Below are 12630 nucleotides of genomic sequence, written 5' to 3' on the forward strand. Positions count from 1 at the left end.
GGCAAGGCGACCGAGCACGAGCTCGAAAAGGCGCTGATGACCTGCAACAAGAACGGCGTGCCGTTCGACACCGCGCCCTTCACCGTCACCTCGGGCGTTCGCCTGGGCACCCCGGCGGGCACCACGCGCGGCTTCGGCGAGGACGAGTTCAAGCAGATCGGTCACTGGATCGCCGACGTCGTCTCGTCGATGAACGGCGGCGACGAAGCCGATCCGGCCGTGGTCGCCGGCGTGGCGGCCCAGGTGCGGGAGCTGACGAACCGCTTCCCCATCTACGGATGATTTGACCGATGAAGTGCCCCTTCTGCGGTCATCAGGACACCCAGGTTAAGGACAGCCGGCCGTCGGACGACGGCTCGGCGATCCGACGCCGTCGGTCCTGCCCCAACTGCAATGGGCGCTTCACCACCTTCGAACGGGTGCAGCTGCGCGAACTGGTCATCCTGAAGCGCAACGGGCGGCGCACGCCGTTCGAGCGGGACAAGCTGGAACGGTCGCTGGGCGTGGCCCTGCGCAAACGCCCGGTTCAGCCCGAACAGATCGAGCAGATGGTCAACCGGATCGTCCGTCAGCTGGAAAGCCTGGGCGAGACGGAAGTGCCGTCGAGCACGGTCGGGGACTTCATCATGAAGGCGCTGAAGGGCGTGGATGAGGTGGCCTATGTCCGCTACGCCTCCGTGTACAAGGACTTCCGCGCGACCGGCGATTTCGCCAAATTTTTAGGCGACGAAGGCTTCGACGAGCCCTCCGGCAAGGCCTGATGCGCGTCACCCTGAAGCTGGCGACGTCGCTGGACGGGCGTATCGCCACGGCTGACGGCGAGAGCCGATGGATCACCGGCGAGGCGGCGCGGCTGGAAGGCCATCGGCTGCGCGCCGGACATGACGCCATATTGGTGGGCGTCGAGACGGTGCTGAAGGACGATCCCGAACTGACGGCGCGCCTGCCGGGGCGCAGCGTGGACCAGCCGCTGCGGGTGGTGCTGGACAGCCGGCTGCGGACGCCGGGGACGGCGAAACTGGCGGGCGAGAACACCCTGATCCTGACGGCGGTCGAACCGCGTACGGTCGGCTTGGCTCAGGTGCGGCGGGTCGAGGCCGAGGACGGTCGCCCATCGATCGCGGCGGTTCTGAAGGCGCTGAAGGCGGCGGGCGTGGAGTCGGTGCTGATCGAGGGCGGCGGCCAGGTCGCGGCGTCCTTTCTGCGAGCGGGAGCGGTGGACCGGCTGGAGTGGTTCCGGGCGCCGATCCTGCTGGGCGGCGAGGGGCGGCCCTGCGTGGCGAGCCTGGCTCTTGCAAAGCTGGCCGACGCCCCCAAGTTCCGTCGCCTGGGCGTCGAGCCTGTCGGGGACGATCTGTGGGAGCGGTACGAGCGATCGTGACGCCGCCGCCGAGCGTTTTCGCCGGCCGATTTCAGACAATTCAGACTATTCAGACTATGTTTTTTGGGTCCGGAAGGGACCGGAGCCGAAATGTTCACCGGAATCGTCACAGACATCGGACGCGTTCGCGACGTCCGCGAGACCGAGCGGGATCGCCGCTATGAGATCCAGACCGCCTGGGACGTCGCCGGGATCGACCTGGGCGCCTCGATCAGCCATGCGGGCTGCTGCCTGACGGTGACCGAGAAGGGCCCGGACTGGTTCGCGGTCGAGGTGTCGAACGAGACCCTGTCCAAGACCACTCTGGGCGGCTGGAAGGCCGGCGACGGGATCAATCTGGAGCGGGCCGCCAAACTGGGCGACGAGATGGGCGGCCATGTGGTCTCGGGCCACGTCGACGGCCTGGGCCGCGTCGTCTTGATCACGCCCGAAGGCGGCTCGCACCGGGTCGAGGTCGAGGCGCCGGCGCCCCTGCACCGCTATATCGCCGCCAAGGGCTCGATCACCGTGGACGGTGTGTCCCTGACGGTGAACAGCGTCGAGGAGCGGGTGTTTTCGTTGAACATCATTCCGCATACGTGGGATGTGACGACCCTGGGACGCCTGAAGGCGGGCGATCCGGTCAATCTCGAGATCGACATGCTGGCGCGATACCTCGCGCGGTGGCAGGAGACGGCGTGATGCAATTGGCCGCGAACATGAACGACAGCCCGATCAGTCCCATCGAGGACATCCTGGAGGACGCCCGCAACGGTCGCCCTTACATCCTGGTGGACGCCGAGGATCGCGAGAACGAGGGGGACATCATCATCCCCGCCCAGTTCGCCACCCCCGACCAGATCAACTTCATGATCCGCCAGGCGCGCGGCCTGGTCTGTCTGGCCATTACCGCGGAGCGCGCGAACCAGCTGCGCCTGCCGCCGATGGCCGCCGACAATCGCGAGAGCATGAAGACCGCCTTCACCGTCTCGATCGAGGCCAAGGACGGCGTGACCACGGGGATTTCGGCCGCCGACCGGTCGCGCACCATTCATGTGGCGACCGATGCGTCGAAGGGCATGGACGACATCGTCTCGCCCGGCCACATCTTCCCCCTGGTTGCGCGCGACGGCGGCGTGCTGGTTCGCGCCGGTCATACCGAGGCGGCGGTGGACATCAGCCGCATGGCGGGCCTGACGCCGGCCGGGGTGATCTGCGAGATCATCAAGGACGACGGCGAGATGGCGCGGATGCCCGATCTGGTCGCCTTCGCCCAACTGCACGGGCTGAAGATCGGCACCATCGCCGACCTGATCGCCTATCGCCGCCGCACCGAGCGGTTCGTCGAGCGGGTCATGGACACGCCTTTCGAGAGCGTCCACGGCGGGCCGTTCCGCCTGATGCTGTACCGGAACACCATCGAGGGTGCGGAACACGTCGCCCTGGTCCATGGAAAGATCGACCCGGCCAAGCCGACCCTGGTGCGGATGCATCAGGTGGACTTCGCCTGCGACCTGCTGGGTCATGTCGAGACGCGCCAGGACTATGTGCCCAAGGCCCTGAAACAGATCACCGACCATGACGGTCCGGGCGTGGTCGTCTTCCTGCGCGATCCGTCGCTGACCTCGCTGGCGGAGCGGCTGGCGGGCGTGGACAAGCCGGCGGCGGTGGACCGGTCGCTGCGGGCCTATGGCGTGGGTGCGCAGATCCTGCTGGACCTGGGCGTCAAGGACATGATCGTGATGAGTTCGACGCGGCCTGAACCGACGGCGCTGGAGGGCTACGGCCTGCGTATCGTCGGCTGGCGCGACATGGATGGAGAAGACAAGGCGTGAACGACGCACCCCGTATTCTGATCGTCGAGGCGCGCTTCTACGACGAACTGGCCGACGCCCTGCTGGAAGGCGCGAAGGAAACGTTGAAGGCGCGCGGCGCCGAGTTCGACGTCGTGACCGTGCCTGGCGCCCTGGAGATCCCGGCCGTCATCGCCATGGCCGAAGAGGCCGGACGGTTCCCGACCGCGCCCCGCTACGACGGCTATGTCGCCCTGGGCTGCGTGATCCGCGGCGAGACCTATCATTTCGAGATCGTCTCGGACCAGTCGGCGGCCGGCATCATGGCCCTGGGGGTCAAGGGGCTGATCATCGGCAACGGCATCCTGACGACCGAGGACGAGGACCAGGCTTGGTACCGGGCCCGGCTTTCCGAAGGGGATAAGGGGGGCGGCGCGGCCAAAGCCTGCCTCGAGCTCATTGCATTGAAGAAGCGGTTGCGGCTAGGCCTCGGCGCATGACTGAACCGAACAGCGTCAAAGCCGTCCTCGAGCAACTGGCCGAGGCCGAGAAGCAGCGGGCCGAGCCCCATCTGAGCTCCAAACAGCGCCGTGCGCGCACCGTGTCGAGGCTGGCGGCCGTCCAGGCCCTGTACCAGATGGAACTGGCGGGCGAGGGCGTGGAGACAGTGATCACCGAATTCGCCAACTTCCGCTTCGACACCGACATCGAGGGCGAAGCCCTGGCCGAGGCCGACGAGGCCTATTTCGCCGACATTGTGCGCGGCGTGATCGAGAGCCAGCGCGACATCGACGCCGCCATCAAGGCGCGCCTAGCGTCCAACTGGAAGCTGGAGCGGATCGACGCCACCCTGCGCGCCCTGCTGCGCTCGGGCGCCTGGGAGCTGATCAAGCACCCGGAGACGCCGCGCGAAGTGGTGATCGACGAATACGTCGAACTGGCCAAGGCCTTCTTCGACGATTCCGAGGCGCGCTTCGTCAATGCGGCGCTGGACGGCGTGTCCAGAGACACGCGCAAATAATGCCGGCGCTCGACGTCGCGGGCGAGTTCGAGACGATCGAGAGGCTGTTGCGGCCCCTGGCCCATCCTGAATGGGGCAGGGGGCTGGCCGACGATGTGGCGGTGCTGCCGTCGCGCCCCGGCTATGACCTGGTTCTGACCAAGGACGCCATCGTCGAGGGGGTGCATTTCCTGCCGGACGATCCGCTGGACACGGTGGCGAAGAAGCTGCTGCGGGTGAACCTGTCGGATCTGGCGGCCAAGGGGGCCGAGTCGTTCGGTTATCTGCTGGCCTGCTGCTGGTCGGAACGCTGCGGGTGGCCCGAGCGCGAGGCCTTTGCGGCCGGCTTGGCCGAGGATCAGGCCCTGTTCGGAGTGTTTCTGATGGGCGGGGATACGGTAAAGACGCCGGGGCCGGCGGTGTTTTCCCTGACCGCCCTGGGCTGGGTTCCGACGGGCGCGGCCGTGTCGCGCGCGGGCGCCCAGGTCGGAGACCAAGTCTTCGTCACCGGGACCATTGGCGACGGCCTTCTGGGCCTGCAGGCGGCGCAGGCCAAGCTGAAGCTCGACGCCGAACGGCTGGAGAGCCTGATCGCCCATTACCGCACCCCGACGCCACGCCTGGATTTCGCCGAGGTCGTTCGCAACCTGGCGACGGCGTCGGCGGACGTGTCTGACGGCCTGGTCGCCGACCTGGCCCATATCGCCAAGGCCAGCGGCGTCGGAATCGCGCTGAATCTGAGCATTGTGCCCCTGTCCGCCGCCGCCCAGGCCTGGTTCGAGGATCGGGTCGATCCGCAGGCGGCCCTGGCCGAACTGGCGACCGGTGGCGACGACTATCAGATCGTCTTCACCGCCCATCCCCGGCACGAAGAGACGCTGCGGCGCGAAGCCGAACGCCGCCTGCTGCGCCTGACGAAGATTGGTGCGGTGACGGCGGGCGCCGGCGTCGCGATCGACTATGGCGGACATCGCGTGGAGCTGACGCGCGGCGGCTGGACCCATGGCTGAGCCGGCAACACAATCCTAACCGCACGCCTCTAGGGTGGCGGTCATGGATCGCAGAACCTTGATCACGTCTGGAACGGTCGCCCTGGCCGGCGTCGCGGCTACGTCGGCCCAAGCCTCGTCCAGCAAGACCACCGCTGAGGCGCCGGCCCTGAGCATACCCGGCGTCGGCCTGCCCGTGATCGCCGACGGTCGCCTGCGTAACTATGTCTTCGTCTCGCTGAAACTCCATCTCGGCGGGGGCAAGACTGTCGAGCAGATGCGCTCCAAAGAGGCGTTCTTCCGCGACGCCCTCGTCAAGGCGGCCCACCGCACCCCCTTCACTGTTGCGGGCGACTGGACGCGGCTGGACGAAAACCGGATGTCTGCGGCCCTTGTCGCAGCTGCAAACGCGATCTCCGGACGGGGCTCGGTCGCCCGAGCCGAGATCATCGCCCAAAATCCGCGCCTGCGTACGGGCATGACGCCGGGCGTCTGAACCCGGGTCTGCGACCACGGTTGCGTCAACTTGACGCCCATGACACGCTCTCCCTGCAAATCCCAAGGGACGCACTGACGCGTCCGCCGCGTGCGGGGGGACCGGAAGGCGGACAGAGGCGATAAAGCCCGGCCGCGCCAAGGCCTGCGCGCCTGTTTGCAAGGGCATGGAAACGCCAATGACGAACTCACTTACGCTGGTCTTCGCGGCCGGTGTTCTGGCGGTGCTGTACGGCGCCGCCCAGACCGCCGTGCTGATGAAGGCGAGCACCGGCAATGACAAGATGCGAGAGATCGCGGCCGCGATCCAGGAAGGCGCCTCGGCCTATCTGAAGCGGCAATATCTGACCATCGGCCTGGTCGGGATCGTGATCCTGATCGCCGCCTATTTCCTGATCGGCGTCTATGCGGCGGTCGGTTTCGTGATCGGGGCCGTCCTGTCGGGCGCGGCCGGTTACGCCGGCATGCTGATCTCGGTGCGGGCCAATGTGCGCACGGCGCAGGCGGCCTCCGAAAGCCTGTCCAAGGGGCTGAACCTGGCCTTCCGGTCGGGCGCGATCACCGGCATGTTCGTGGCGGGCGGGGCCCTGATCGGGGTGTCGGGCTATTATATCGTGCTGACGCACCACCTTGGGCTGGATCCGGTCGGGCGTGAAGTGATCGACGGTCTGGTGGCCCTGGGCTTCGGCGCCTCGCTGATCTCGATCTTCGCGCGTCTGGGCGGCGGCATCTTCACCAAGGGCGCCGACGTGGGCGGCGACATGGTGGGCAAGGTCGAGGCGGGCATTCCCGAGGATGACCCCCGCAACGCCGCGACCATCGCCGACAATGTGGGCGACAATGTCGGCGACTGCGCCGGGATGGCGGCCGACCTGTTCGAAACCTATGCGGTAACGACGGTGGCGACCATGGTGCTGGCGGCCATCTTCTTCCGCGGCCAGCCCTATGTGGACACGCTGATGGTGCTGCCGCTGGCGATCTGCGCGGTCTGTATCGTGACCTCGATCATCGGCAGCTTCTTCGTGCGGCTGGGCAAGAGCCAGAACATCATGGGGGCCTTGTATCAGGGGCTGATCGTGACCGGCGTCCTGTCCATCGGCGCGGTCTGGTGGGTGATCGACCAGATGGTGACGGGACCGATCGTGACCGGAAGCGGCCTGACGATCCAGCCGATGGCCCTGTTCTGGTCCGGCATGGTCGGGCTGGCGGTGACGGCGGCCATTGTGGTGGTGACGGAATACTACACCGGCTCGAACTTCCGTCCGGTGCAGTCGGTGGCCAACGCCTCCGTCTCGGGGCACGGGACCAATGTGATCCAGGGGCTGGCGGTGTCGCTGGAGGCCACGGCGCTTCCGGCCCTGACCATCATCGTCGGCATCGTGGCCAGTTTCCAGCTGGCGGGTCTGTTCGGCATCGCCATCGCCACCACCACCATGCTGGGCGTGGCGGGGATGATCGTGGCGCTGGACGCCTTCGGGCCGGTGACGGACAACGCCGGGGGCATCGCCGAGATGGCGGGGCTGCCGGCCGAGGTGCGTCATTCGACCGATGCGCTGGACGCGGTGGGCAACACCACCAAGGCCGTGACCAAGGGCTACGCCATCGGATCGGCCGGCCTGGGGGCGCTGGTGCTGTTCGCGGCCTATACGTCGGACCTGCAGTATTTCTCGGCCAATCCGGCGGACTATCCCTTCTTCGCCGACATGGGGCCGATCGCCTTCGACCTGACCAATCCCTATGTGGTCGTCGGCCTGCTGTTCGGGGGGCTGCTGCCCTTCCTGTTCGGCGGCATGTCGATGATGGCGGTCGGACGCGCGGCGGAGGCCGTGGTGGCCGAGGTGCGGCGTCAGTTCCGCGAGAACCCCGGAATCATGACCTATCAGGTCAAGCCGGAGTACGGCCGGGCGGTCGACATCCTGACCAAGGCGGCGATTCGCGAGATGATCGTGCCGTCGCTGTTGCCGGTGCTGTCGCCCATCGTCCTGTTCGTCGCGGTGCTGGCGATTTCGGACAAGGCCAACGCCTTCGCTGCTCTGGGCGCCATGCTGATGGGGGTGATCGTCACCGGCCTGTTCGTCGCCATCTCGATGACCTCGGGCGGCGGCGCCTGGGACAACGCCAAGAAGGTGATCGAGGAAGGCTTCACCGACAAGAACGGCGTGGTCCACGGCAAGGGCTCGGAGGCCCACAAGGCGGCCGTGACCGGCGATACGGTGGGCGATCCCTACAAGGACACCAGCGGCCCGGCGGTGAACCCGATGATCAAGATCACCAATATCGTGGCCCTGCTGCTGCTGGCGGTGCTGGCCAGCGGAAATATCGGCTAGCGGATACGAAGACGCCCCGGAGAGCGATCTCCGGGGCGTTTTTCTTGGGCGGTGCGTCGGACCTTAGTCCGGGGCAATTAGTCGGGGCGGCGTTGGCCGGGGGTGTCGTCCTCGGTGCGCGGCAGCTGGCCGCGGCCGACATTGCCCAGCAGTTGTTCCAGCACGGTCAACTCACGACCGCGCGTCGGGGTTTCCTTGGTGTTCATGGCGATCTGCTCGCCGTCGGCCAGGCCCAGGGTGCGCACGGCGGCCACCTTGTCGCCGTTAGGCTCGAAGGTGACTTCGGTGATGGTGCGGCTGGAGATGACCGGGCGGTTGTAGGTGTATTTCTCGGTCGTCTGGCTGATGTAGTACCAGACTTGGTCCGGTTCGAAAGTCGAGGTGGTCGAGGGCGAGCCGAGGCGGGCTAGGACGGTTTCCTTGGTGTCGGTCCCCGCGACGATGTCCTGGGGCTTGGCGTCGATGGCCTGGAAGCCGTTGGAACCGATCGTCGGGGCGCAGGCGGCGGACAGGCCGGCCAGGGAAACGGCGACGAAAATCGGGACGAAACGAGACATGATCGGGCGCCTGCGAGAGAACAAGGTCTTTGACCTAGACGGACCTGCGTCCTAGTTCAACGGCGCGGCGGAAAAGGGGCCGTATAAAACCATGCTGAAAAACCTGTTCAAACCCCGGCCCGGCGTCCGTATCGGCGACGCCCTGTACGCCCTGGCGGTGGAACAGGCGCGAAATGTCGGCTTTTACACCCGACGGGGCGTAGCCGACCGGATCGATGCGCGGTTCGAACTCTATACGCTGCATGTCCTGCTGTTGGTGCTGCGGCTGCGCGACGAGAACACCGAACAGGGGCGGGATGCGGCCCAGGCCCTTTTCGACGTCTATGTGTCGGCCCTGGACCATGCGCTGCGCGAAGAGGGCGTCGGCGACGTCTCGGTCGGCAAGAAGATGCGCAAACTGGGCGAGGCCCTGTATGGGCGGATGAACGCCTATGAGACGCCGCTGCGCGACGACGACGCGACGGCCCTGGCCGAGGCCCTGGCGCGCAACGTCTACGCCGAGGCGGGCGCGGAACAGGCGCGCGGACTGGCGCACTATGCGCTGGCCGCGCGCGCCGGCCTGGCGGCGCAGAAATTCAACGAAGTGCTGGCTAAGCCGGCCTGGACGGATGTTTGAGACGATGAGTGTTAGCCTTCCCTATAGCGAGACGGTGCGGATCAATCAGATCGGGGCTGGACTGAACCGGCGGCTGGAGCCGGATGCCGACACGCGCAAGCGAATCGCCCGCGCCCTGGACCTGCAAGGTCTGGAAGATTTCGCGATCGACATTGAGGTGAAGCCGACGCCGTCGACAAGCGAATGGACGATGAAGGGTCGGGTTACGGCCCATGCCGTTCAGACCTGCGGCCTGACGCTGGAACCGCTGCCGGTCGATGTGGATCGCCGATTCTCGATCCAACTGGCCGAACGCGAACCCACAGAGACCGACGAGATCGAAGTCACCCTGGACGAGGAAGACGCCGACCTGATCGAGGACGGCAAGATCGACCTGGGCCAATACGCCGTCGAACAATTGGCTTTGTCGTTGGATCCGTTCCCGCGCAAGCCGGGCGCGGAGTTCGTGCAACCGGAAGAGCCGGCCGAGATCTCGCCGTTCGCCGCCCTGAAGGCGCTCAAGCCGCAGGACGACCAAGGCTGAGGTTGACGTTAGGGCCGGGTGGTTGCATCCCCCGGCTTGGGCGCTATCGTCCAGCGCCCTATATCAGCGTCGCGCGACAAGACGACGCGGCCAAACGAGGTCCATTTGCCAGCCCCAGTTACGATCTCGCTCGACGCCATGGGCGGCGATCACGGCCCCTCCGTCGTCCTTCCCGGCGTCCGCAGCTATATCCGCACCCATGGCGGGGAGGGGGTTCGCTTCCTGCTGCACGGAGACGAAGCCCAGATTCGTCCTGAGTTGGCGCGCGCCGACCTGTCGGACGCGGTCGCCGAGATTCGCCATACCGAAAAAGTCGTGGCGATGGACGAAAAGCCCGCCCAGGCCATGCGTCGTGGCAAGGGCTCCAGCCTGTGGAACGCCGTCGAGGCGGTGAAGACCGGCGAGGCCGGCGGCGTCGTCTCGGCCGGCAACACCGGCGCCCTGATGGCGATCTCCAAACTGATTCTGCGCATGTCCGCGCCGGGCCTGGAACGGCCGGCCATCGTCGCCAGCTGGCCGACCTTCAAGGGCCATACGGCGGTTCTGGACGTGGGCGCCAATATAGGCAGCGACGCCGAACAACTGGTCGAGTTCGCCATCATGGGCGAGGCCTTCCAGTCGGCGGTGCGCGGCATCGCCCGCCCGACCATCGGCCTGCTGAACGTCGGGTCCGAGGACATGAAGGGCAATGAACAGGTCAAAGAAGCCCACGCCATCTTGCGCGACGGCCCGTTCGACCTGAACTATCACGGCTTCGTCGAGGGCGACGACATCGCCAAGGGCACGGTGGATGTCGTCGTGACCGACGGCTTCACCGGCAATATCGCCTTGAAGACCGCCGAGGGCACGGCGCGCTATATCTCGGCCCTGCTGCGCGAGGCCCTGACTTCGAACCTGCAATCCAAGCTGGGCGCCGCCATCGCCATGCCGGCCCTGAAGAAGATGCGCCAGAAGATCGACCCCAGCACGATCAACGGCGGGCCCCTGCTGGGCCTGAACGGCATTGTCGTGAAGAGCCACGGCGGCGCCGACGCCACCGGATACGGCAACGCCATCCGTATCGCGGTCGATCTGGCTCGTAGCGACTATATGACCAAGGTGGGCGCCAATCTGGGCAAGCTGGACGCCGTGTTCGACCATTCCAGCCCGCCCGCCGCCCCCGCCGGAGAACCCCTTCAGTGAGCGTCACCCGCAGCGCCGTGACCGGCGTCGGCTCCTATCTGCCGGAGCAGATCGTCACCAACGCCGACCTGGCCAAGTTCGTCGACACCTCCGATGAATGGATCCAAGAACGCACCGGCATCAAACAGCGCCACAAGGCGCGCGACGACCAGCCGACCAGCGACCTGGCCGTCGAGGCGGCCAGGAAGGCTCTGGCCGACGCCGGCAAGACGGCGGCGGACATCGATCTGATCATCGTGGCCACCACCACGCCCGACATGACCTTCCCGGCCGTCGCCTCGATCGTTCAGCACAAGCTGGGCGCCGGCGTCGGCATCGCCTTCGACGTTCAGGCGGTCTGCTCGGGCTTCGTCTACGCCTTGAGCGTCGCTGACGGTTTCGTGGCGCGCGGCCTGTCCAAATGCGCGCTTGTCATCGGGGCGGAAGAGATGACGAAGCTGATGGACTGGACCGACCGGACCACCTGCGTCCTGTTCGGAGACGGCGCCGGCGCCGTGGTTCTGGAGCCGCGCGAAGGGCAGGGGACCTCGGCCGATCAGGGGATGCTGGGCTTCGCTCTGCGCGCCGACGGATCGAAGACCGATCTGCTCTATGTTGACGGCGGCCCGGCCACGACCGGGACAGTGGGCCATCTGCGCATGGCCGGGAACCAGGTGTTCCGTCATGCTGTCGTGAATATTGCAGAGGGCATCACCGCCGCCTGCGCCGCCGCCGATATCCAGATCGCCGACGTCGATTGGTTCGTGCCGCATCAGGCCAATCAGCGGATCATCAAAGGCGTCGGCGACCGGCTGGGTCTGGACGAGAACAAGGTGATCTCGACCGTGGCGCTGCACGCCAACACCTCGGCCGCCTCCATCCCCCTGGCGCTGGATGCGGCGATCAAGGACGGGCGGATCAAGAAGGGCGACATGGTGCTGCTGGAGGCCATGGGGGGCGGCCTGACGTGGGGCGCCTGCGCGCTGCGCCTCTAAGTCCGGTAGAGGCATTGATTTTTCGGAGACTTTGCGTCCCTATACGCCCAGCCTACCGCTACCAGACGGGGATATGATGTCAGGCCTACAGACCGTAACGCGCGCCGACCTTTGCGAAGCCGTGCATGAAGAGGTCGGTCTGTCCCGGCAGGAGTGTTCGGCCCTGGTCGAGCGCACCCTGGAACTGATCGTCGAATCCCTGGAACAGGGCGATACGGTCAAACTGTCGGGCTTCGGCGTGTTTCAGGTTCGCGAGAAGCGCGCCCGGATGGGCCGCAACCCCAAGACCGGCGAACCGGCGGCGATCAATCCGCGCCGGGTCATCAGTTTCCGCGCCTCTCAGATCATGAAGAGCCGGGTCCACGACGCCGTCGTCGAGGCCTGAGACCCTTGGCCAAGAGCCCCGACGCCTTCCGCACGATCTCCGAGGCGGCTGAGGAGGTCGGGGCGCCGCAGCATGTGCTGCGCTTCTGGGAAACCAAATTCAGCTTCGTGGCGCCGGTGAAACGGGCCGGGGGGCGGCGTTTCTATCGCCCGCAGGACATTGTGGTGCTGAAGGCCGTACGGCGTCTGCTGCATGACGACGGCCTGACGATTCGCGGGGTCCAGCGCCTGCACAAGGAACAGGGGCTGAAGAAACTGGTCGGCGCCGAGGCGACGGACATGATCGAGGACGGCGAGATGTTCGCGCCGCCGCACGCCGCAATCGCCGTTTCGCCTGCCGCCCAAAGCCCCGGCCTACGCGGCGCGCTGGAAACCTCGCTCCTGCATGCCGTCCTGACCGATCTGGAGCAGGCGAAGGCTCGGTTTGACG

At 66.7% G+C, this 12630-nt stretch carries 16 protein-coding genes and 1 pseudogene; 16 read left to right on the forward strand and 1 reads right to left on the reverse strand.

The genetic code is table 11. The annotated features are described in order from the left end of the window. The 10 genes and pseudogenes from glyA to Q7J26_RS09300 form a co-directional block, all read left to right on the forward strand. Window positions 1–282: pseudogene (gene glyA / locus Q7J26_RS09255) on the forward strand (serine hydroxymethyltransferase); the annotation flags it as partial. Between the two features lie 8 nt (window positions 283–290). After that, window positions 291–761 (forward strand): transcriptional regulator NrdR, encoded by a 471-nt coding sequence (gene nrdR, locus Q7J26_RS09260; RefSeq protein ID WP_183195385.1) that lies wholly within the window; start codon window positions 291–293, stop codon window positions 759–761. After that, entirely contained in the window at window positions 761–1381 is a 621-nt protein-coding gene (locus Q7J26_RS09265; RefSeq protein ID WP_304936170.1) for a RibD family protein, read from the forward strand. The genes nrdR and Q7J26_RS09265 overlap by 1 nt, the downstream gene beginning before the upstream one ends. 90 nt (window positions 1382–1471) lie before the next feature. Continuing rightward, window positions 1472–2062, forward strand: coding sequence for a riboflavin synthase (locus Q7J26_RS09270; RefSeq protein WP_304936171.1), 591 nt, complete (start codon window positions 1472–1474; stop codon window positions 2060–2062). Next, window positions 2062–3195 (forward strand): 3,4-dihydroxy-2-butanone-4-phosphate synthase, encoded by a 1134-nt coding sequence (gene ribB / locus Q7J26_RS09275; RefSeq protein ID WP_304936172.1) that lies wholly within the window; start codon window positions 2062–2064, stop codon window positions 3193–3195. Before Q7J26_RS09270 ends, ribB begins: the two co-directional genes overlap by 1 nt. Next, window positions 3192–3653 (forward strand): 6,7-dimethyl-8-ribityllumazine synthase, encoded by a 462-nt coding sequence (gene ribH, locus Q7J26_RS09280; RefSeq protein ID WP_304936173.1) that lies wholly within the window; start codon window positions 3192–3194, stop codon window positions 3651–3653. Before ribB ends, ribH begins: the two co-directional genes overlap by 4 nt. Further along, window positions 3650–4174: a transcription antitermination factor NusB gene (gene nusB, locus Q7J26_RS09285; protein ID WP_304936174.1), complete on the forward strand. Its 525-nt coding sequence runs from the start codon at window positions 3650–3652 to the stop codon at window positions 4172–4174. The genes ribH and nusB overlap by 4 nt, the downstream gene beginning before the upstream one ends. Continuing rightward, on the forward strand, window positions 4174–5163 hold the full coding sequence (gene thiL, locus Q7J26_RS09290; RefSeq protein ID WP_304936175.1) for a thiamine-phosphate kinase: 990 nt from the start codon (window positions 4174–4176) through the stop codon (window positions 5161–5163). Before nusB ends, thiL begins: the two co-directional genes overlap by 1 nt. A gap of 43 nt (window positions 5164–5206) precedes the next feature. Beyond that, window positions 5207–5638 (forward strand): hypothetical protein, encoded by a 432-nt coding sequence (locus tag Q7J26_RS09295; protein WP_304936176.1) that lies wholly within the window; start codon window positions 5207–5209, stop codon window positions 5636–5638. A gap of 178 nt (window positions 5639–5816) precedes the next feature. Then, on the forward strand, window positions 5817–7964 hold the full coding sequence (locus Q7J26_RS09300) for a sodium-translocating pyrophosphatase (protein WP_304936177.1): 2148 nt from the start codon (window positions 5817–5819) through the stop codon (window positions 7962–7964). Window positions 7965–8041: 77 nt separating this feature from the next. Here the strand turns inward: Q7J26_RS09300 and Q7J26_RS09305 are convergent, their stop codons facing one another. Continuing rightward, the gene (locus tag Q7J26_RS09305; RefSeq protein WP_304936178.1) at window positions 8042–8521 is read right to left on the reverse strand and encodes an outer membrane protein assembly factor BamE; all 480 of its coding nucleotides are present in this window, start codon (window positions 8519–8521) and stop codon (window positions 8042–8044) included. 91 nt (window positions 8522–8612) lie between these two features. Between Q7J26_RS09305 and Q7J26_RS09310 the strand changes: the two genes are divergently transcribed. The 6 genes from Q7J26_RS09310 to Q7J26_RS09335 all read left to right on the forward strand — a co-directional run. Next, window positions 8613–9137 carry a ubiquinol-cytochrome C chaperone family protein gene (locus tag Q7J26_RS09310; protein ID WP_304936179.1) on the forward strand — a complete coding sequence of 175 codons (525 nt, stop codon included), beginning with the start codon at window positions 8613–8615 and terminating at the stop codon, window positions 9135–9137. 4 nt (window positions 9138–9141) lie between these two features. Next, the gene (locus Q7J26_RS09315) at window positions 9142–9660 is read left to right on the forward strand and encodes a DUF177 domain-containing protein (RefSeq protein WP_304936180.1); all 519 of its coding nucleotides are present in this window, start codon (window positions 9142–9144) and stop codon (window positions 9658–9660) included. 105 nt (window positions 9661–9765) lie between these two features. Next, window positions 9766–10842 (forward strand): phosphate acyltransferase PlsX, encoded by a 1077-nt coding sequence (gene plsX / locus Q7J26_RS09320; RefSeq protein WP_304936181.1) that lies wholly within the window; start codon window positions 9766–9768, stop codon window positions 10840–10842. After that, window positions 10839–11816: a beta-ketoacyl-ACP synthase III gene (locus tag Q7J26_RS09325; protein ID WP_304936182.1), complete on the forward strand. Its 978-nt coding sequence runs from the start codon at window positions 10839–10841 to the stop codon at window positions 11814–11816. Before plsX ends, Q7J26_RS09325 begins: the two co-directional genes overlap by 4 nt. Before the next feature lie 76 nt (window positions 11817–11892). Continuing rightward, window positions 11893–12201 (forward strand): integration host factor subunit alpha, encoded by a 309-nt coding sequence (locus tag Q7J26_RS09330; protein WP_035306862.1) that lies wholly within the window; start codon window positions 11893–11895, stop codon window positions 12199–12201. Window positions 12202–12206: 5 nt separating this feature from the next. Beyond that, window positions 12207–12630 (forward strand): MerR family transcriptional regulator (locus Q7J26_RS09335; RefSeq protein WP_304936183.1); only part of this gene is annotated, 424 nt, incomplete at its 3' end.

Source organism: Brevundimonas sp. (genome assembly GCF_030656255.1).
Classification (GTDB): domain Bacteria; phylum Pseudomonadota; class Alphaproteobacteria; order Caulobacterales; family Caulobacteraceae; genus Brevundimonas.